This window comes from Microbacterium sp. (assembly GCF_035554235.1).
Lineage (GTDB): Bacteria > Actinomycetota > Actinomycetes > Actinomycetales > Microbacteriaceae > Microbacterium.
Map to the genome: position 1 here is coordinate 1 of NZ_DATMIO010000132.1, position 16,890 is coordinate 16,890.

Here is a 16,890-nt window from a genome sequence, read left to right on the forward strand (position 1 = left end):
GGCGCGCGATTACGAGCACTCGCGTGCGCGGGGGCGGGAACTCCGCGTGCGCGGCGGCTCGCCGGCGTCCGATCGCCGGGGTCGGTGCGCCCCCGCCGTGGGGTTTGGGGCGCAAAAGCTCCCTCGGGGCGCACGAAATGCGCCCCGAGGGAGGAGATGCGCCCCAACCCCGAAGAGAGAGGCCCGCGCCGCACTGCGATTCAGACCAGCGCGGGCTCGACCTCATCGAGAAGGTACTCCGACATGCCGTGCTCGGTCTTCTGCCAGTAGTGCGGCTTCGTGATCAGCTGCCACAGCGCCTTGTACGACGCGAGCGAGTGCAGGAGCCAGTATGCGGGGTTCAGCACGGCCCAGCCGACGAGCCAGAACGTCCCGCGTTTGTACGGCCCCATCATGTTCAGATACACCATGAGACCGTTGCCGACCACGAAGTTCAGCAGGCAGAGCCACAGCACCATCGGCGGAAACGCGACCGAGACGTCGGCCCACGGCACCAGGAACGACACGATCGTCAGCAGGGTGAACGGGATGACGCCGAGAAAGGTGAGGGGGGTGCCGCCGATCAGCAGCGCGAATGAGAGGAAGCGCGTCAGTCCGATCCGGCCGATGAGCCGGAACGGCTGGCGTGCGTGCACGAGGGCCGTCTGCATGTAGCCCTTGATCCACCGGCTGCGCTGGCCGATGAAGATCCCCATGCGGGATGTCGCCTCCTCCATCGTCGTGGAGTTGACGACGCCGACTCGGTAGCCGAGCGCGCTCGCACGGATGCCGAGATCGGCGTCCTCGGTGACGTTGTAGGGATCCCAGCCGCCGAGCTCGCGCAGGGCCGCGGTGCGGAAGTGGTTCGAGGTGCCGCCCAGCGGAATCGGGAGATCGGCGACGTCGAGCCCCGCGAGCATGTAGTCGAACCAGTAGCTGTACTCGAGCGAGAACATCCGAGTGAGAACGTTCTCGCGCGCGTTGAAGTAGTTCAAGGCGGCCTGCATGACCACCGTCGACGGGTCGGCACGCGCGAAGGCGACGAGTGTCTTCTTGAGCTGATCGGGCTCGGGCGCATCCTCGGCGTCGTAGATCACGAGGAACTCACCGCGGGCGACCTGCAACCCGACGTTGCAGGCCCGGGGCTTGGTCTGCGGGGCGCCCTTCGGCACGGTCGCCACGATGAAGTTCTCGGGGGGATCAGAGAGCGCGATCGCATCGCGGGTCTCGTCATCCTCTTCCTCGACGAGGATGACGATCTCGAGCTTGTCCATCGGGTAGTCCAGCCGGCCGAGGTTTTCGACGAGCCGGCCCACCACCCGGGCCTCCCTGAAGACGGGGACGAGCACCGTGTAGATGGGCAGATCCTCGTCGCGGAGCGCGGCGACCTCGTCCGGCCGCACATGGTCGACCAGGTCATAGCGCGACCCGCGAATGGCGACGGCGAATTTGAACAGCGTGCTCGCCAGGAACACGACGCTCGCAAGCGCGACGAGGGTGATCAGGGTCGGCAACGGCCAGAGCACGAGCGCCGCGATCACGACGAGAAGGGCGACCGACCCCCCGATCTTCTGGGGGGTGGAGAGCACAGCCCGCGCCGACAGCACCGGGTCGGCCCGGTAGAGGCCGTCGGCGGCCGCATCGGCGAACTCGGCCGGGAAGGCGGCGAGGACGGCATCCACGATCGCGGCTTGGGTGGCGGGCACAGTGCGCACCCGAGCACCGAGCTCCGCCTCGATCCGTGCCGTGCGCCGGCGCGTCGCCTCCGCCGAGACCGCGACCACGATGCGGTCGTCCTCTGCGGCGAGGGGCAGCCAGCCCTCCTGCGCGTATCGCGTGCGCAGGCCGGCATCGAGCAGCCCCCGGTCGACCGTCAATGCGCCGGACGCGTTCACAGCGGCCCTCCTCCGGTCACGGTGGCGATCCAGGCGGCGATGACGTCTCGCTGGAACGACGACACCCATCCGATGCCCCACAACACGATCGATGTCGTGCAGGTGAGGAGAGCATGCCGAAGCGTGGTCGCGGTGGGCACGATCGCGACCACCAGCAGGAGCAGGAGGATGTAGCTGTTCCCAGCCATTCCTGGCGGCGTGAGCCCGACGATGAATGCGATCACCGTCATCGCGGTCAGGAGCACACCGACGAGGGCGACTCCGGGAAAGCGCATCACGATCGCCGTGATGACCACGACGATGGTCGGTGCGAGAAAGACGAGTCCCTGAGGGGTTCCGAGGTACGCCAGAAAGTCCGATGCCAGGTTGGCATTCCACTGCAGGTTTCCCCGGATCATGGCGAGCGGCCCGACGCCGAACACGACGCCCAGGAGCGCGAGCGCGCCCATCAGGGCGATGGTCGGGAACACGACCACGATCGCGTTCGCGAAGCGGGCACCGGGGCGGGACTGGATGATGAAGGTCCCCGCGGATGCGGCCACGAGCGCCGCGAGCAGCCCCGTCGAGTCGGTGAACGCAGAGCAGGCGAACAGGAGGCCGGCACGGAAGCCGGCTTGCGTGTTGGCGTACGTGATGAAGCGGACGAGGTCGAGCATGCCGATCCCGAAGAACGTCAGCCCGACGATGCTCTCGAAGTTCGTCGTGGCGATGTACGCGAAGATCGGCGTGATCGCGAGAGTGAGGATGAAGATCACCCGCACACCGCGCGGGAAATGCTTGCGCTGCATGGACTGGATGACCAGCTGGATCAGTAGTCCCGCGACGAGCGACCCGGCGATGCCCAAGCCGAACGCGCCCCCCGGGATGATAACGGCGAGCAGGTTGGAGATCGGCGGATACAGCTCACCCATCGCCGCCACATCGGGAGTGCCCCAGGGCAGATGGCTCACCCGCTCGGCGAGCGCGCCGTTCGCGGTGGCCGACCAATCCCCCGCGGATGCGGTCTCGTAGGCGATCGCGAGGGCGATGAAAGGCATTGCCGCGAGGAGCCTGAGGCCCCAGCGCAGCCAGGCGTTGCTCGGGTACTTCGCGATGTGCCCCGTCGCGCTCTCGGTGTAGGCGGGCGCATCCCGTTCGAAAACCCTAGTCGTCGACACCCATCGTCGTCCGTTTCTCCCCGTGAGGCGCTCCAAGAGCGCGAGTGCGTGTGATCAGCCCCACGTTAGCGTCAAAATCGCCCACGGGACGGCGACGCGTCAGCCCTTGCCGAACAGCTTCTGGATTTCCGCGAGATCGGCGTCGCTGGGGCCTCCGGCGGGGCCGGCCGCGGGTCCGAGTCCGAAGCCCGAGCCCGTCGGTGCCGCCGGGGCCGCGGCAAGTCCCGCGTTCTCGGCCGCACGCTTGGCGGGGTTGCCAGACCTCGAGATGGCCTTCTTCGGCGCCTGCTTGCCGCGCTTGCCCGCTCCGTGGGCACCGGGCACCGGGCCCATCCCGGGAATCTGCGGCACGCCGCCCTTTGCGACCGTCTTCATCATCTTGGCGGCCTGGTCGAAGCGCGAGACAAGAGCGTTGACCTCGGTCACCGTCATTCCCGAACCGCGGGCGATGCGCAGGCGCCGCGAGCCGTTGAGCACCTTCGGGTTGCGCCGTTCTCCCGGCGTCATCGACCGGATGATCGCCTCAGTGCGGTCGATCTCCTTCTCGTCGAAGTCCTCGAGCTGCTGCTTCATCTGGCCCATGCCCGGCAGCATGCCGAGCATCTTCTTCATCGAGCCCATCTTCTTGAGCTGCTGCATCTGGTCGAGGAAGTCCTCGAGAGTGAAGCTGTCGGTCGCGAACTTCTCGGCGACCTTGCGGGCCTGCTCCTCGTCGAACGCCGACTGCGCCTGCTCGATCAGCGTCAGGATGTCGCCGAGATCGAGGATGCGGGAGGCCATGCGGTCGGGGTGGAACGCCTCGATGTCATCGAGGCCCTCGCCGGTCGACGCGAAGATGATCGGACGGCCCGTCACGGAGGCGACGGAGAGGGCGGCTCCACCGCGGGCGTCGCCGTCGAGCTTGGACAGCACGACGCCGGTGAAATCGACGCCCTCCTGGAAGGCTTTGGCGGTGTTGACCGCGTCTTGGCCGATCATCGCGTCGATGACGAACAGCACCTCATCGGGGTTCGTGACGCGACGGATGTCGGCGGCCTGCTTCATGAGCTCGGCGTCGACGCCCAGGCGGCCGGCGGTGTCGATGATGACGACGTCGTGCTGCTGGCGTGTCGCGTAGGCGACGCCGTCGCGCGCGACGAGCACCGGGTCACCGACGCCGTTGCCGGGTTCTGGGGCGTAGATCGCGGCGCCGGCCTGGCCCGCGACGACCTGCAGCTGGTTCACGGCGTTCGGGCGCTGGAGGTCGGCCGCTATCAGGAGCGGGGTGTGACCGTCCTTCTCGAGCATCTTCGCGAGCTTGCCCGCGAACGTCGTCTTGCCGGAGCCCTGGAGGCCGGCGAGCATGATGACGGTCGGCGGGTTCTTCGCGAACTGCAGGCGTCGCTGCTGGCCTCCGAGGATCGCGATGAGCTCCTCGTTCACGATCTGCACGACCTGCTGGGCGGGGTTCAGCGCACGGTTGACCTCGTCTCCCAGCGCGCGCTCTCGCACCTTGCCGGTGAACTCCTTCACGACGGGCAGCGCGACGTCGGCGTCGAGCAGGGCGCGTCGGATCTCGCGCACCGTGCCGTCGACGTCTGCGGGAGTGAGCTGCCCCTTCTTGCGAAGGTTGCGGAACGTCTCGGTGAGCCGGTCGGAGAGAGTGCCGAAGGTAGCCATGATGACGCAAGTTTACGCGCCCTTCGACGCGGCCCAGGATCCCTGGACGCGCCCCGGGCGTCCTGCAGGCAAGGCGGGTCAGGCGGGCCCGAGCTCCTGGAACAGGGTCAGCTGCAGGTCGGCGGGCCCGCGCAGCCGCGCGTTGAGCGAGCGCCAGGGCGTCTCGCGGGGGGTCGCCTCGAGCCGCGCTCCCCCGGCGGCGAGGCGTTCCGCCACTCCGGAGGTGTCGCCGACCTCGAGCGCGATTCGGATCCGGTCGCTCGCGATCCCGTCCGTCTCCACCCGATCGATGAACGCCACTTGGGCCGAGTTCGCGAGTTCGAGCGTCGCGCGGCCGGCATCGAGGATCGCGACCCGCGCGCCGCCCTCGGCCTCGTAGGCCTCCGCCTGCGGCATCCCGAGCACGTCGCGGTAGAACGTGAGCGTGTCCTCGAAATCCGGCGCCTGCACGACCACGCGCAGCTGGCGAACGGTCGGCGGCTCCCCGACCGGAGCCGCGTCCAGCGCCTCGGCGACGACGGGCCCGAGGTCGGCCTGTCCCGCCCCGGCGTGCGCCCACTGCCACACCGCGGCGAGCACCGCGCCGGCGCCCGCGGCACCCTGCACCTCGGCCCGCAGACGCGGAAGCCCGTCGCGGTGCGCGCGATCGGCGATCGCCCGGGCGAGCCGCGCCTGGCGGAGCGCACGCTCGCCCTCGAGCTCGTCGTCCAGCCCCATCACCGTGGCATTCGCCACGGCCAGTGCGAGGCTGTCGGGGGCGAAGTCGTCCGCGATCGCCATGAGGATGTCACGGGCCGGGGTCGCGTCGTCGGCTGCCAGCGCGGCGATCGCGACATCCACTCGCTCGTCGAATGCCGCCCAGAGAATGTCGCCCTTCGATGAGAAGTAGTTGAAGAAGCTCGACCGGCTCACGCCGGCGCGTGTGGCGATGTCGGCGATGGATGTCGCCTCATAGCCCTGTTCGAGGAACAGTTCGCACGCGGCCTCGGCCAGGGTCTCGCGAGAAGAGGCACGCGGGCGACCCGCGCGGGGGTCGACGGTCATGACCCCACCCTAGGCGCACCGCATGCACAGGTGCACGAGGGCGGGTCGCCGACCAGGCCCCTGCCCCCGGAATCGGCGCGAGGCGTATTGTTGAACTCGATCCAAGAACACCTACGAGGAGACGAGGACCATCCGCCATGCTCGACATCCTGAACGCGGGGCTCGCCCCGGCCTGCGTGCCGTATCTCGACGGGTGGGACCTGCAGCGCCGCATCCACGCCGGCGTTGTCGCCGGCGATCGACCCGACACGCTGATCGTGCTCGAGCACGAGGCCGTGTACACGGCGGGAAAGCGCACGGAACCTCAGGAGCGGCCGACCGACGGCACGCCGGTCATCGACGTCGATCGCGGCGGCAAGATCACGTGGCACGGTCCCGGCCAGCTCGTCGGTTACCCGATCGTGCGCCTCATCGAGCCGATCGACGTCGTCGCGCACGTGCGCCGCCTCGAGCGCCTGCTGATCGGGGCGCTCGCCCAGCACGGTGTCGACGGCTACCAGGTCGAGGGGCGCAGCGGCGTGTGGGTGCGCCGCCCGCTCTCGGAGGACAAGGTCGCCGCGATCGGCGTGCGCGTGCAGAACGGCGTGACGATGCACGGCTTCGCGGTCAACTGCAACAACACGCTCGCGGGCTTCCGGGGGATCATCCCGTGCGGCATCACCGACGCGGGCGTGACAACGGTCAGCGAAGTGGCAGGGGCGGATGTCTCCCCCGCCGACATCGTCGACACGGTCGTCTCCGCCTTCGAAAACGAGTACGCGACGGTGACCGCGTGAGCGGCTGCGGGCCGGCCTGCGGGTCAGGGCAGGATCATGCATCCGGGCACCACCACGCGCCCGGGGCGACCGCACCGGGGGGCCGCAAGCTCCTGCGTCTCGAGATCCGCAACGCCGAGACGCCCATCGAACGCAAGCCGGAATGGATCCGCACGAAGGCGAAGATGGGCCCGGAGTACACCCAGCTGCAGCACCTTGTGAAGGACGAGGGCCTGCACACCGTGTGTCAGGAAGCGGGGTGCCCGAACATCTTCGAGTGCTGGGAGGACCGCGAGGCGACGTTCCTCATCGGCGGCTCGCAGTGCACGCGCCGCTGCGACTTCTGCCAGATCGACACGGGCAAGCCCGCCGACTACGACCTGGACGAGCCTCGCCGCGTGGCCGAGAGCGTGCAGCGCATGAACCTGCGCTATGCCACGGTCACGGGCGTCGCCCGCGACGACCTGCCCGACGAGGGCGCGTGGCTGCACGCCGAGACCGTGCGCCGCATCCACCAGGACAACCCCGGCACGGGCGTCGAGATCCTCGCGACGGACTTTTCGGGCAACCCGACCCTGCTGCGCGAAGTGTTCGAGTCGCGTCCCGAGGTCTTCGCGCACAACGTCGAGACGGTGCCACGCATCTTCAAGCGCATCCGGCCCGCGTTCCGGTACGAGCGGTCGCTCGATGTCCTCACCCAGGCGCGCGAGTTCGGGCTCATCACGAAATCGAACTTGATCCTGGGCATGGGCGAGGAGCCGGAAGAGGTCGTGCAGGCCCTGCAGGATCTGCACGATGCGGGTACCGACATCATCACGATCACGCAGTATCTGCGCCCGACCCCCCGGCACCTGCCCGTTGCGCGCTGGGTCAAGCCCGACGAGTTCGTGGGGTTCAAGAAGGAGGCGGAGCGGATCGGCTTCCTCGGCGTGCTCGCCGGACCGCTCGTGCGCTCGTCATACCGCGCAGGACGCCTCTGGGCGCAGTCCATGCGGTCGAAGGGCCGCGAGATCCCCGCCCACCTGGCGCACATCGCCGAGGGTGCCGACCTGGGCTTCGCGCAGGCCGTGTAGTTCCCCAGGGGCGGCCCTCAGGGCCGCGGCCAGACATACGGCAGATCGTCCGGGATGTCGCCGAAGAGGGGTCGATAGAACTCCGGGTCCTTGCGGAGCAGGTTCGACCGGTGCGCAAGGTGGAACGCCGGATCACCGAGCCACCGCGGCATCTCCACGTCATCCTGCGGCACCCCGTCGACTTCGGGGGCGAACTCCAGCAGTTGACGGCGAACGGTATCGGCGCGCCCGGTCGCGGTCCAGGCATCCGTCATCGCCAGTCCGTAAGCGACGAGCGCCGGAAGGTACCCGCCCCACATCTTCGCCGCGGGGTGGTGACGCCAGCCGTAGGTGGGGATGGTGTTCGCCCGCAGCAACTGCAGCGTTTCCACCCGCTGCTTCCCGAGGCGCAGCGGGTCCAGCGATTGCGCCGATCGCGCGAACGACGGGTATGGGAGGAACGTCTGCACGGCGATCCGACCTGTCGAGCGTCAGTCGGCGCTGGTCACCGACTGCACCGACCCGTCCGAGGCCAGATTCACGAGCAGCACGTCGTCGGTCGCGTCTGGATCGAGCGCGTACTCGAGCACCGCGAACGGATCGCTGCCGCCGTGCTCGTCGGCGAGGATCGTCATGCTCATGAGCTGAAGCGAGCGGATGATGTCGACGCTCACGTCGCCGCTGATATCGACCAGCAGCTCGTCGAGCTCGTCGCCGAGCGTCGCCTGCTGCTGCAGGATGTACTCGGTCACCTCGCTCGTGCGGTCATCGACCTCGGCGAGCATCGCATTCCGGGCGCTGTCATCGATGGCCTCGAGCGATGAGACCATCGCCGCGGCGATGTCGAGGGCGTCCGCCGAGACGTCGTCCTGATCGGGCGCGGTCAGATCGACGGTGACCGACTGGTCGCCGAGCTCGACGTTCTCCGACCAGAAGATCGACCCGTCTGGTCCGGACTCCAAAAGCCCGAAGAAATCGTGCTCGATCGCCATACCGCTATGAAACCAGTGTGAGGGCGTGGGCGGTAGCCCGAACGGGGTTCGACACGCAGATCGACGCGATCATTCGACGAGGGATGCCGCGAAGACGTGCGGCGTGAAGCCGGTGAGGTCGCCGATTCCCTCGCCCTGGCCGAGCAGCTTGACGGGGATGCCGGTGCGCTCCTGCACGGCCAGCACGAAGCCGCCCTTGGCGGAGCCGTCGAGCTTGGTGATGACGAGCCCGGTCACTCCGGCGTGCTCGAGGAACGCCTGCGCCTGCACCACGCCGTTCTGCCCCGTCGTCGCATCCAGCACGAGCAGCACTTCGCTGATCGGCGCCTGCTTCTCGATCACGCGGCGGATCTTCGTGAGCTCGTCCATCAGCCCGCCCTTGGTGTGCAGACGGCCGGCCGTGTCGACGAGCACGATCTCGGTGCCGGTCTGCTTGGCGTAGTCGATGGTCTGGAAGGCGACGGATGCCGGGTCCTGGCCCTCCTGCTGAGGTCGGACGATCGTCGCTCCCCCGCGTTCGGCCCACGTCGCGAGCTGGTCCACGGCCGCTGCGCGAAAGGTGTCGGCTGCCCCCACCACGACGGTGCGCCCGTACCGCTGCAGGAACTTGGCGAACTTGCCGATCGTCGTGGTCTTGCCGACGCCGTTGACGCCGACCACGAGCACCACCGCGGGGCGCTCGGTCAGCCGCAGGGTCGTGTCGAACTTGGCGAAGTGCTCCTCGAGGGTCTCCTTCAGCATGCGCTGGAGGTCCTTCGGGTCGGTCGTCCGGTAGCGCTCGACCTTCTCGCGCAGCTCCTCGACGATGCGCTCGGTGATGTCGGGACCGAAATCGGCGGTGATGAGCGCGGTCTCGAGGTCTTCCCATGTCGTCTCGTCGATGGTCGGCTTGACGAACATGCCGCGCAGTGCGCGGCCGAGCGACCAGGAGTTCTCCGCCATGTCTCCAGCCTACGGGGCGCGCCGGCGCACTCCGTCCGGCCGCGTCCGCCCGGTCCCTGAGGGAGCGAGCGCTCAGCTCGCGACGCGGTCGCCGACGCGCTGGCCGACGACGGCGGAGACGCCGTCCTGGCGCATCGAGACACCGTAGAGGGCGTCGGCGATCTCCATCGTGCGTTTCTGGTGCGTGATGACGATGAGCTGGCTGCTCTCCCTGAGCTGTTCGAACACCCCGAGCAAGCGGCCGAGGTTCGCGTCATCGAGCGCGGCCTCGACCTCGTCGAGGATGTAGAAGGGACTGGGGCGCGCCTTGAAGATCGCGGTCAGCAGGGCGACAGCGGCGAGCGAGCGCTCGCCTCCCGACAGCAGCGACAGCCGCTCGATCTTCTTGCCGACCGGGCGCACCGAGACCTCGATGCCCGTGGTCAGGAGATTTTCGGGATCCGTGAGCGAGATGCTTCCGGTGCCGCCGGGGAACAGGATCGGAAACACCTCGGCGAACGCCGCCTTCGTGTCTTCGAACGCCGCCCCGAAGATCACCTGCATGCGCTCGTCGAGCTCTCCGATGATCGTCATGAGGTCTTTGCGGGTCTGCGTGAGGTCGGCGAGCTGCTCGGTCAGGAAGGCGTGCCGCTGCTCGAGCGCGGCGAACTCCTCGAGCGCCAGCGGGTTGACCCGCCCGAGCTGGGTGAGCTTGCGCTCGGCCTCCTGCAGGCGGCGCTGCTGGACGCGTCGATCGAAGGGCACGGTCGCCTCGTGCTCATCGGCCTCGGACGAATGATCGCGCGGTACCGGCTGATCGGGGCCGTATTCCGAAACCAGAATGTCTTCGTCGAGTCCGAGCTCGGACTGAGCACGCTCGAGAAGCCCCCCGACGTGCAGGCGCTTCTCGTGGATCTGCAGCTCGAGCCCGTGCACGCTCTCGGTGAGTCCCGCGAGGCGGTCGCGGATGACGGATTCCTGCGCACGCAGCTCGGTGAGCTCCACCGTCACCGCAGAGCGCTCGGACTCGGCCGTCGCGAGCGCGACGCGTGCCTCGGCGACCGAACGGTCGACGGAGTCGAGCAGGTGCGGCAGTTCCGCCACCACGCCCGCCGCCGCATCCCGCTGCGCGCGCCGGATGACGGCACGTCGTGCGGCCTCGGCGGCGGCTTCGCGCTCCCGCTCACGCTGGCGCTCGAGCCCCGTCGCCCGGGCCTCGCCCGCTCGTACGCGCTCGCGAAGGGTCTCCACGTCGAGCCGGGCGCGCATCTCCCCCTCGCGCGCGGCATCCAGAGCCGCGAGCATGCCGTCACGGGCCGACGCGTCGAGCATCGGGCGCGGGGCCTCGAGAGCGGCGTCGAGTTCGGCGGCGGCGGCGCGTGCGGCTCCTTCGGCGTCGGCGACCGCCCCCTGGGCCTGCGCCAGCCCCGTCGCGAGGCGCTCGCACTCCGCGATCGCCGACTCGTGCCGCACCGTGACGCGGTTGACCTGCTCCGCGTGTGCGGCCAGGGCCGCGTCGTGCTCGCGCAGGGTGCTGAGCGCCGCCTTCGCGCGCTGGCGCGCTGCTTCGAGCTCGCGCACCTGGTCACCACGCGCCTCCCGCAGGGAGTCCACGATGACCCTGACTTCCGCGAGCCGCGCGGAGGCGGCATCCCGTTCCGCTGCGAGTTCGAGGCGTGACCGCTCCCCGCCCGATCCGGCCCGCAGCGTGTGCTCCGTGTGGACCTCGCCGGCCCGCGTCACGAGTGTGATCGGGCCGCCGAGGTCGGCGTTCGCGAGGGTCGGGCCGGCGGCCGCCGCCGCCTCGAGGTCGTCTGCGATTGCGACGAAGGACAGCACACCGAGCACCCCGTCGGGACCGGTGACGACATCCCGCGCCGGCACGATGCCGGGGAGCGAGGGGAACTCCGGCCGCGGCATACCCGCATCGCCGATCACGATGTCGACGACCCCGATGTCGCCCCGAGCGGCTTCGCGCGCAATCCGGAGGGCGCTCTCGCGTGAGTCCACGAGCACGCCCTCGGTGAGCGGGCCGAGCACCGCGGCGATGGCCGCTTCGCAGCCGGGCGTGACCTGCACGGCGTCGCCGACGATTCCGCGAATGCCCGCGCCGCCGCGGGCGACGAGATCGGCGGCGCCGTTGGTGATGGCGAGGGCGCTGCCGAGCGCCGCGGCCTTGGCCGTGAGAGCGTCGGCCTCGCGTTCGGCCGCGTGCAGCCGCTCGCGTATCGACTCGACGTCGAGCTCGGTGGCGCCGACCTCGCGCTGCGCGGCGTCGTAGGCCGCGGCATGTTCGGCCGCGGACCCCTCCGGCGCGAGCGAGGGGTCGAGGCCGTCGAGGGCGGCCTCCGCCTCCGCGCGGCGGGCGTTGGCGGCGTCAAGGGCGTTCTGCTGCCGCAGCACTCCCCCGCGGACGGCGGCGAGGGCGGATGCCGCGGCCTCCGCACGACCGCGCAACGCGGTCAGCCGCATGTCGTGCTCGGACACGAGGGCGCTCTGCGCGGCGATCTCGCTGTCGAGGGCGTCGAGCTCGGCGCGGGCATGCACCACGTCTCGCGCGGCCGCCATCGCGGCGTCGTGAGCGTCGCCGAGCCCATCGGCGATCAGCCGGATCTCGGCGCGAGCCTCGTCGATCGTGGCCTGCGTGACGGTGACTCCCGCGGAGCCGGCATCGTCTTCGGTGCCGAGGAGGGCGAGTCGCTGGTTGGCCAGGGTATAGAGGCCTCGGAGCCTCTCCTGCACCTGTTCGAGCGAGAACGAGACGCGGCGTGCCTCGTCCACGATCGAGGAGCCTTGCTCCTGCTCGAGCGAGTCGATTCGGGCGCGCACGTTGTCGGACTGGTCCTGCAGCACGAGGCGCTCGGAGTGCCGCTCCTGCTCCGAGCGGGCGTGATCGGCCAGCGCCGCACGCAGCGCGACGACCTCGTCCGCGAGCAGACGCGCCTTCGCATCCCGCACGACGGCGGCGATCGTCGCCGCCTCGCGGGCGATCTCGGCCTGGCGTCCGAGCGGCTTCAGCTGGCGCCGGATCTCGCCGGCGAGGTCGCTCAGGCGCGTGAGGTTGGTCTCCATGGCCTCGAGCTTGCGGAGCGTCTTCTCCTTGCGCCGACGGTGTTTCAGGATGCCGGCGGCCTCCTCGATGAAACCACGACGGTCCTCGGGCGTGGCCTGCAGGACGGTGTCGAGGCGCCCCTGACCGACGATGACGTGCATCTCGCGTCCGAGGCCCGAGTCCGAGAGCAGCTCTTGCACATCGAGCAGGCGGCACACGTCGCCGTTGATCGCGTACTCGCTCGCTCCGTTGCGAAACAGCGTGCGGCTGATCGTGACCTCGGAGTACTCGATCGGCAGTGCCCCGTCGGCGTTGTCGATCGTGAGCTGCACTTCGGCGCGCCCGAGCGGACCCCGCGTCGCCGTCCCGGCGAAGATGACGTCGTCCATCTTGCCGCCGCGGAGGGTCTTCGCCCCCTGCTCGCCCATCACCCACGCGAGGGCGTCGACGACGTTCGATTTGCCCGATCCGTTGGGGCCGACGATGCAGGTGACGCCGGGTTCGAAGGCGAAGGTCGTCGACTGCGCGAACGACTTGAACCCTTTGAGCGTGACGCTCTTCAGGTGCATAGATGCGCCTCCCGGCCCTGCTCGATGACAGCCATACGCTACCGGACGACGACCGTCCCACCGGGGTCGCAACGCCCGGGCGTCGATCATTTCTGGGAATCCGCTTGACGCGGGCATCCCGAACGCGCTAGCGTCACTTTTCGCGTCTGACGTCGAAAGGAGGTCACCATGATGATGCACATCAACACGCCCGGCACTGCGCCGATCGCGCGCACGCCCTTTGGCGGAGTCGCTTGCTCCGTGGTGACCGTCTCCTTCGGCGCGTTCACGCCCACGGCCGTTTAGGCGCCGCTAGGGACGACTCTGCCCACGGGCAGGATGTCGCGCCGCCGATCCCTCGAGATCCCACCGATCTCACCGATCCGCCGCCCCTCCGAGCGCATCCCCGTCCGCGCCGCCGTTCTTCGGCGCCCCCGCGAGACATCGCTCTCTGCGAACCCACACCCAACCCTTCTTCGAAAGAGACCCCATGAACGACACTCTGTCGGCCGTCCGATCTCGAGATCAGAACCGCCTCCACCTCCACCTGCCCACTCTGCCGGCATCCGGTGCACGCCTCTCGTTCGCCGATCGCGCGTCGCTGCGCCTCGGTGTGTGGCTGCTGCTGCGGAGCACCCGCAGCGCGCAGCAGCCCGCGGCGCACGAACGGCATCACCGGCACCTCGTCAACGAGCGGGCACGCCTCGCCCGCGAGCACATCGCCGCACGGGAGCAGCTCCTGTGGACGGTGCGCGCGTGACCGCGACGTGACCCGGGGTCCCTCGACCCCGGGTCACGTCCCACCGCTCACGCGGTGACATCCTCCGCAGCACCCGACCCCGCACACCGTCGTCCCGCAGTCGTCACAGAAGGATCACCATGCACATCACGCTCGCCGGACTCGAGTTCCGGCGCCTGCACGTCCCGTCGCGCATCGACGCCGAGGACGCCGCCGACTTCCACGCCATGGTCGACGTACGCAACGCGATCTACCGGGAGATCTCGGGACACGACGATCATTCGATCGCCGCGGCCGAACTGCTCCCCCACTACGCCCCGAACGACTTCGAGCGCCGCATGCCCTGGCTCATCCTCCTCGACGGCCGCGCCGTCGGACGCGTGGGGGTCGACCTTCCCGCCGAAGAGGGCTCGCGGGTCGCCTACGTGCTCATCGAACTGCTTCGGGATGTCTGGGGCCAGGGCATCGGAACGGCCGCGCTCGAGGTGGCCGAGCATGTCGCCCGCGAGAACGGCCGTTCGGTTCTGCAGTCCTGGGCCGAGCACCCCGACGCGCCTGGACCCCGCCTGGAGCCGCCGACCGGTTTCGGCAGCATCCCGGCCGACGATCACAGCGCGCGCTGGTACGTCGCGAACGGTTTCGCGCTCGAGCAGATCGAGCGCAACAGCACCTTCGAGCTGAGCGGATCATTCGACGAGGTCGAGCGCCTGCTCGCGCTCGCGCGCGCAGCATCCGCCGACTACCGCGTCGTGCAGTGGTTCGCCCCCACACCGCCCGAATTCGTCGACGGCTACGCGTGGATGAAGTCCCGCATGGCAACCGACGCACCGGCTGCGGCGCTCGAGTTCGACGAGGAGACGTGGAATGCCGAGCGCATCGCGCTCCACGACTCGCGGTACACGACGTCGGGACGCACGATCCATGTCACCGCCGCACAGCACATCGAGACCGGCGAGCTGTGCGCGTTCAACGAGCTCGTCATCGGCGCCGACAGAACGAAGGCCTCCCACCAGGAGGACACCCTCGTGCTGAAGCACCACCGAGGCCACCGGCTCGGGATGCTCGTCAAGTGCGAGAACCTGCTCGCCTGGCGGAGCATCGCGCCGGACTCCCCGCGCGTCATGACGTACAACGCGGAGGAGAATCGGCCCATGCTCGACATCAACGAGGCCATCGGGTTCGTCCCCATCGCCTACGAGGGCGCCTGGAAGAAGGTGCTCGATCAGGCCTAGGACTCACTCCTTCGGCAGCCTCTGGCAGCGCGGGCAGTAGTGGCTCGAGCGGTTCATGAACGACACGCGCACGATCGGCCGGCCGCAGCGCGGGCACGGCTCACCGCCGCGACCGTACGCGTTGAGGCTGTGTGCGAAGTAGCCGGCCTCGCCGTTGACGTTGACGTACTGCGCGTCGAAGCTCGTGCCGCCCTCGGCGAGCGCCTTGAGCAGCACGGCGCGGATCTCTGCCAGCAGCCGGTTCACCGCGCGGGTCGAGAGAGCGCGCGCGAGCGTTTGAGGGTGGATGCGGGAGGCCCAGAGCGCCTCATCCGCGTAGATGTTGCCGACGCCGCTGATCACGGTCTGATCGAGCAGGACCCGCTTGATCGCCGAACCCTTGCGGCCCACAACGAAGCGGAATCTGGCGTCGAGGAACGCGGGATCGAGGGGATCGCGGGCGATATGGGCGACCTGACTCGGCACGAGCGCCTCGTCCGTGCCCCAGCCCCCGGCGGCGCCGTCGGGTGTCGCGATGAGCGGGTCGATCGCGAAGGAGCCGAATGTGCGCTGATCGGCGAACACCACCGCCAGTTCGCCGTGCGCGGGGTGCTCGACCGTCAGCCGCACGCGTTCATGCCGTTCCGCGGGCGCACCGGGCTCGCGTAGCAACAGCTGGCCGCTCATCCCGAGATGGGCGACGAGCGCCTGGCTGGCGTGCGCACGCGCGCTCAGCGGCATCCACAGGAACTTTCCTCGCCGCGCGACGCCGGTGATGCGCCGGTCGGTGAGCGCCGCCTCGAACTCGGCGGGCGAGCCCGTGAAACGCGTGAGAGCCCGGGCATCGAAGGCCTGCACGCTCGTGATCACGGCGCCTGTGACGGCGGGGGCGAGGCCCGCACGCACCACCTCGACCTCGGGAAGCTCAGGCACGCTCGCCGAGCTCGTGCCACGCCCGCAGGGCGGCGGCCATCTCGGCGGACTTCTTGCTCGATCCGGTGCCCTGCGTCAGCACATCGCCGACCCGGACGGTGGCGGTGAAGACGCGATCGTGGTCGGGGCCGGTCGATTCGACCGAGTATGCGGGCGGGCCGGTGCCGACACGGGCGGCGAGCTCTTGGAGGCTCGTCTTGGGATCCATCGCGGCGCCGTAGCGTTCGGGGTCGGCGAGCAGCGGCTCGGTGAGCCGCAGCACGAGGGCGGTCGCGGCATCCGGACCCACCGACAGGTAGGTGGCGCCGATGACGGCCTCCATCGTGTCGGCGAGGATCGAGTCCTTATGACGCCCCCCGGTCTGCTCCTCGCCACGGCCGAGCAGGACGTGCTCGCCCAGGCCTATCGTCCGGGCCACTTCAGCGAGGGCGACGGTGGAGACGACACTGGCGCGGCGCTTCGCGAGCGAGCCTTCATCGAGGTCCGGATGCCGCGTGAAGAGCATCACCGTGACGGCCTGGCCGAGGATCGAGTCGCCGAGGAACTCGAGGCGTTCGTTGTGCGGCAGCCCGCCGTTCTCATAGGCGTACGAGCGGTGGGTGAGCGCGAGTGAGAAAAGCTCGGGGTCGATGTCGACCCCGAGCTTCTCGGAGAGCGCTGAGCGTCCGGTGGTGCTTGTCACGTCGCCGCCACGAAGCCCTGGGTCAGACGTCAGCGACCTTACGGCCCTTGTACTCGAGGAACAGCTCGGTGCCCTGCGAGTCGGTGACGACCTTCGCCTGGTGCGGACGGCTGTAGACCGTCTTGCCGTTCTCGACGGTGGTGGTCAGCGTGATGGGCGCCGCCTTCCACTGCGCGCGACGTGAGCGCGTGTTGGAACGGGAGACCTTCCGCTTCGGGGGGTTACCTGCCATGGCTAGCTCTCTTCTGTGTTCTCGGCGCCGGCGCGCGTG

General features: G+C 69.4%; 15 protein-coding genes. 4 read left to right on the forward strand and 11 right to left on the reverse strand.

The genetic code is table 11. From position 1 onward, the window contains the following. Positions 1-200 precede the first annotated feature (200 nt). The 4 genes from VNT50_RS06765 to VNT50_RS06780 all read right to left on the reverse strand — a co-directional run bounded on the left by VNT50_RS06765 (position 201) and on the right by VNT50_RS06780 (position 5,734). Entirely contained in the window at positions 201-1,874 is a 1,674-nt protein-coding gene (locus VNT50_RS06765) for a glycosyltransferase (protein ID WP_325484342.1), read from the reverse strand. Continuing rightward, positions 1,871-3,031 carry a hypothetical protein gene (locus VNT50_RS06770; protein WP_325484343.1) on the reverse strand — a complete coding sequence of 387 codons (1,161 nt, stop codon included), beginning with the start codon at positions 3,029-3,031 and terminating at the stop codon, positions 1,871-1,873. Before VNT50_RS06770 ends, VNT50_RS06765 begins: the two co-directional genes overlap by 4 nt. Before the next feature lie 99 nt (positions 3,032-3,130). Further along, entirely contained in the window at positions 3,131-4,690 is a 1,560-nt protein-coding gene (gene ffh / locus VNT50_RS06775) for a signal recognition particle protein (RefSeq protein WP_325484344.1), read from the reverse strand. A 78-nt stretch (positions 4,691-4,768) separates the two neighbouring features. Beyond that, positions 4,769-5,734 carry a TetR family transcriptional regulator gene (locus VNT50_RS06780; RefSeq protein WP_325484345.1) on the reverse strand — a complete coding sequence of 322 codons (966 nt, stop codon included), beginning with the start codon at positions 5,732-5,734 and terminating at the stop codon, positions 4,769-4,771. 137 nt (positions 5,735-5,871) lie between these two features. On the opposite strand from VNT50_RS06780, the gene lipB reads away from it, so the two are divergent. Further along, positions 5,872-6,510, forward strand: a complete 639-nt coding sequence (gene lipB / locus VNT50_RS06785; RefSeq protein WP_325484346.1) for a lipoyl(octanoyl) transferase LipB — start codon at positions 5,872-5,874, stop codon at positions 6,508-6,510. A 92-nt stretch (positions 6,511-6,602) separates the two neighbouring features. Further along, on the forward strand, positions 6,603-7,562 hold the full coding sequence (gene lipA, locus VNT50_RS06790) for a lipoyl synthase (protein WP_325484355.1): 960 nt from the start codon (positions 6,603-6,605) through the stop codon (positions 7,560-7,562). A 17-nt stretch (positions 7,563-7,579) separates the two neighbouring features. Here lipA and VNT50_RS06795 read toward each other — a convergent pair whose 3' ends face one another. From VNT50_RS06795 to smc, 4 genes are all read right to left on the reverse strand, one after another. Further along, the gene (locus tag VNT50_RS06795) at positions 7,580-8,011 is read right to left on the reverse strand and encodes an MSMEG_6728 family protein (RefSeq protein WP_325484347.1); all 432 of its coding nucleotides are present in this window, start codon (positions 8,009-8,011) and stop codon (positions 7,580-7,582) included. 21 nt (positions 8,012-8,032) lie between these two features. Beyond that, positions 8,033-8,533, reverse strand: coding sequence for a DUF2004 domain-containing protein (locus VNT50_RS06800; RefSeq protein ID WP_325484348.1), 501 nt, complete (start codon positions 8,531-8,533; stop codon positions 8,033-8,035). Between the two features lie 69 nt (positions 8,534-8,602). Next, positions 8,603-9,475: a signal recognition particle-docking protein FtsY gene (gene ftsY / locus VNT50_RS06805; RefSeq protein WP_325484349.1), complete on the reverse strand. Its 873-nt coding sequence runs from the start codon at positions 9,473-9,475 to the stop codon at positions 8,603-8,605. A gap of 72 nt (positions 9,476-9,547) precedes the next feature. Further along, positions 9,548-13,075, reverse strand: coding sequence for a chromosome segregation protein SMC (gene smc / locus VNT50_RS06810; RefSeq protein ID WP_325484350.1), 3,528 nt, complete (start codon positions 13,073-13,075; stop codon positions 9,548-9,550). 469 nt (positions 13,076-13,544) lie between these two features. Between smc and VNT50_RS06815 the strand changes: the two genes are divergently transcribed. After that, positions 13,545-13,814 (forward strand): hypothetical protein, encoded by a 270-nt coding sequence (locus VNT50_RS06815; RefSeq protein WP_325484351.1) that lies wholly within the window; start codon positions 13,545-13,547, stop codon positions 13,812-13,814. Positions 13,815-13,933: 119 nt separating this feature from the next. Continuing rightward, positions 13,934-15,025 (forward strand): GNAT family N-acetyltransferase, encoded by a 1,092-nt coding sequence (locus VNT50_RS06820; RefSeq protein ID WP_325484352.1) that lies wholly within the window; start codon positions 13,934-13,936, stop codon positions 15,023-15,025. A gap of 3 nt (positions 15,026-15,028) precedes the next feature. Here the strand turns inward: VNT50_RS06820 and mutM are convergent, their stop codons facing one another. The 3 genes from mutM to rpmF are packed head-to-tail and all read right to left on the reverse strand — an operon-like array spanning position 15,029 to position 16,851. After that, positions 15,029-15,937, reverse strand: coding sequence for a bifunctional DNA-formamidopyrimidine glycosylase/DNA-(apurinic or apyrimidinic site) lyase (gene mutM, locus VNT50_RS06825; protein WP_325484353.1), 909 nt, complete (start codon positions 15,935-15,937; stop codon positions 15,029-15,031). After that, entirely contained in the window at positions 15,930-16,652 is a 723-nt protein-coding gene (gene rnc, locus VNT50_RS06830) for a ribonuclease III (RefSeq protein ID WP_414683950.1), read from the reverse strand. Before rnc ends, mutM begins: the two co-directional genes overlap by 8 nt. After that, positions 16,642-16,851 carry a 50S ribosomal protein L32 gene (gene rpmF / locus VNT50_RS06835; protein WP_055965500.1) on the reverse strand — a complete coding sequence of 70 codons (210 nt, stop codon included), beginning with the start codon at positions 16,849-16,851 and terminating at the stop codon, positions 16,642-16,644. Before rpmF ends, rnc begins: the two co-directional genes overlap by 11 nt. Positions 16,852-16,890 lie beyond the last annotated feature (39 nt).

Excerpts from the sequence above, each read along its gene's own strand:
- ffh (WP_325484344.1), bottom strand. The coding sequence starts at position 4,690 with ATGGCTACCTTCGGCACTCTCTCCGACCGGCTCACCGAGACGTTCCGC.
- smc (WP_325484350.1), bottom strand. The coding sequence starts at position 13,075 with ATGCACCTGAAGAGCGTCACGCTCAAAGGGTTCAAGTCGTTCGCGCAG.
- ftsY (WP_325484349.1), bottom strand. The coding sequence starts at position 9,475 with ATGGCGGAGAACTCCTGGTCGCTCGGCCGCGCACTGCGCGGCATGTTC.
- VNT50_RS06820 (WP_325484352.1), top strand. The coding sequence starts at position 13,934 with ATGCACATCACGCTCGCCGGACTCGAGTTCCGGCGCCTGCACGTCCCG.
- rpmF (WP_055965500.1), bottom strand. The coding sequence starts at position 16,851 with ATGGCAGGTAACCCCCCGAAGCGGAAGGTCTCCCGTTCCAACACGCGC.
- VNT50_RS06800 (WP_325484348.1), bottom strand. The coding sequence starts at position 8,533 with ATGGCGATCGAGCACGATTTCTTCGGGCTTTTGGAGTCCGGACCAGAC.
- VNT50_RS06780 (WP_325484345.1), bottom strand. The coding sequence starts at position 5,734 with ATGACCGTCGACCCCCGCGCGGGTCGCCCGCGTGCCTCTTCTCGCGAG.
- VNT50_RS06815 (WP_325484351.1), top strand. The coding sequence starts at position 13,545 with ATGAACGACACTCTGTCGGCCGTCCGATCTCGAGATCAGAACCGCCTC.
- lipB (WP_325484346.1), top strand. The coding sequence starts at position 5,872 with ATGCTCGACATCCTGAACGCGGGGCTCGCCCCGGCCTGCGTGCCGTAT.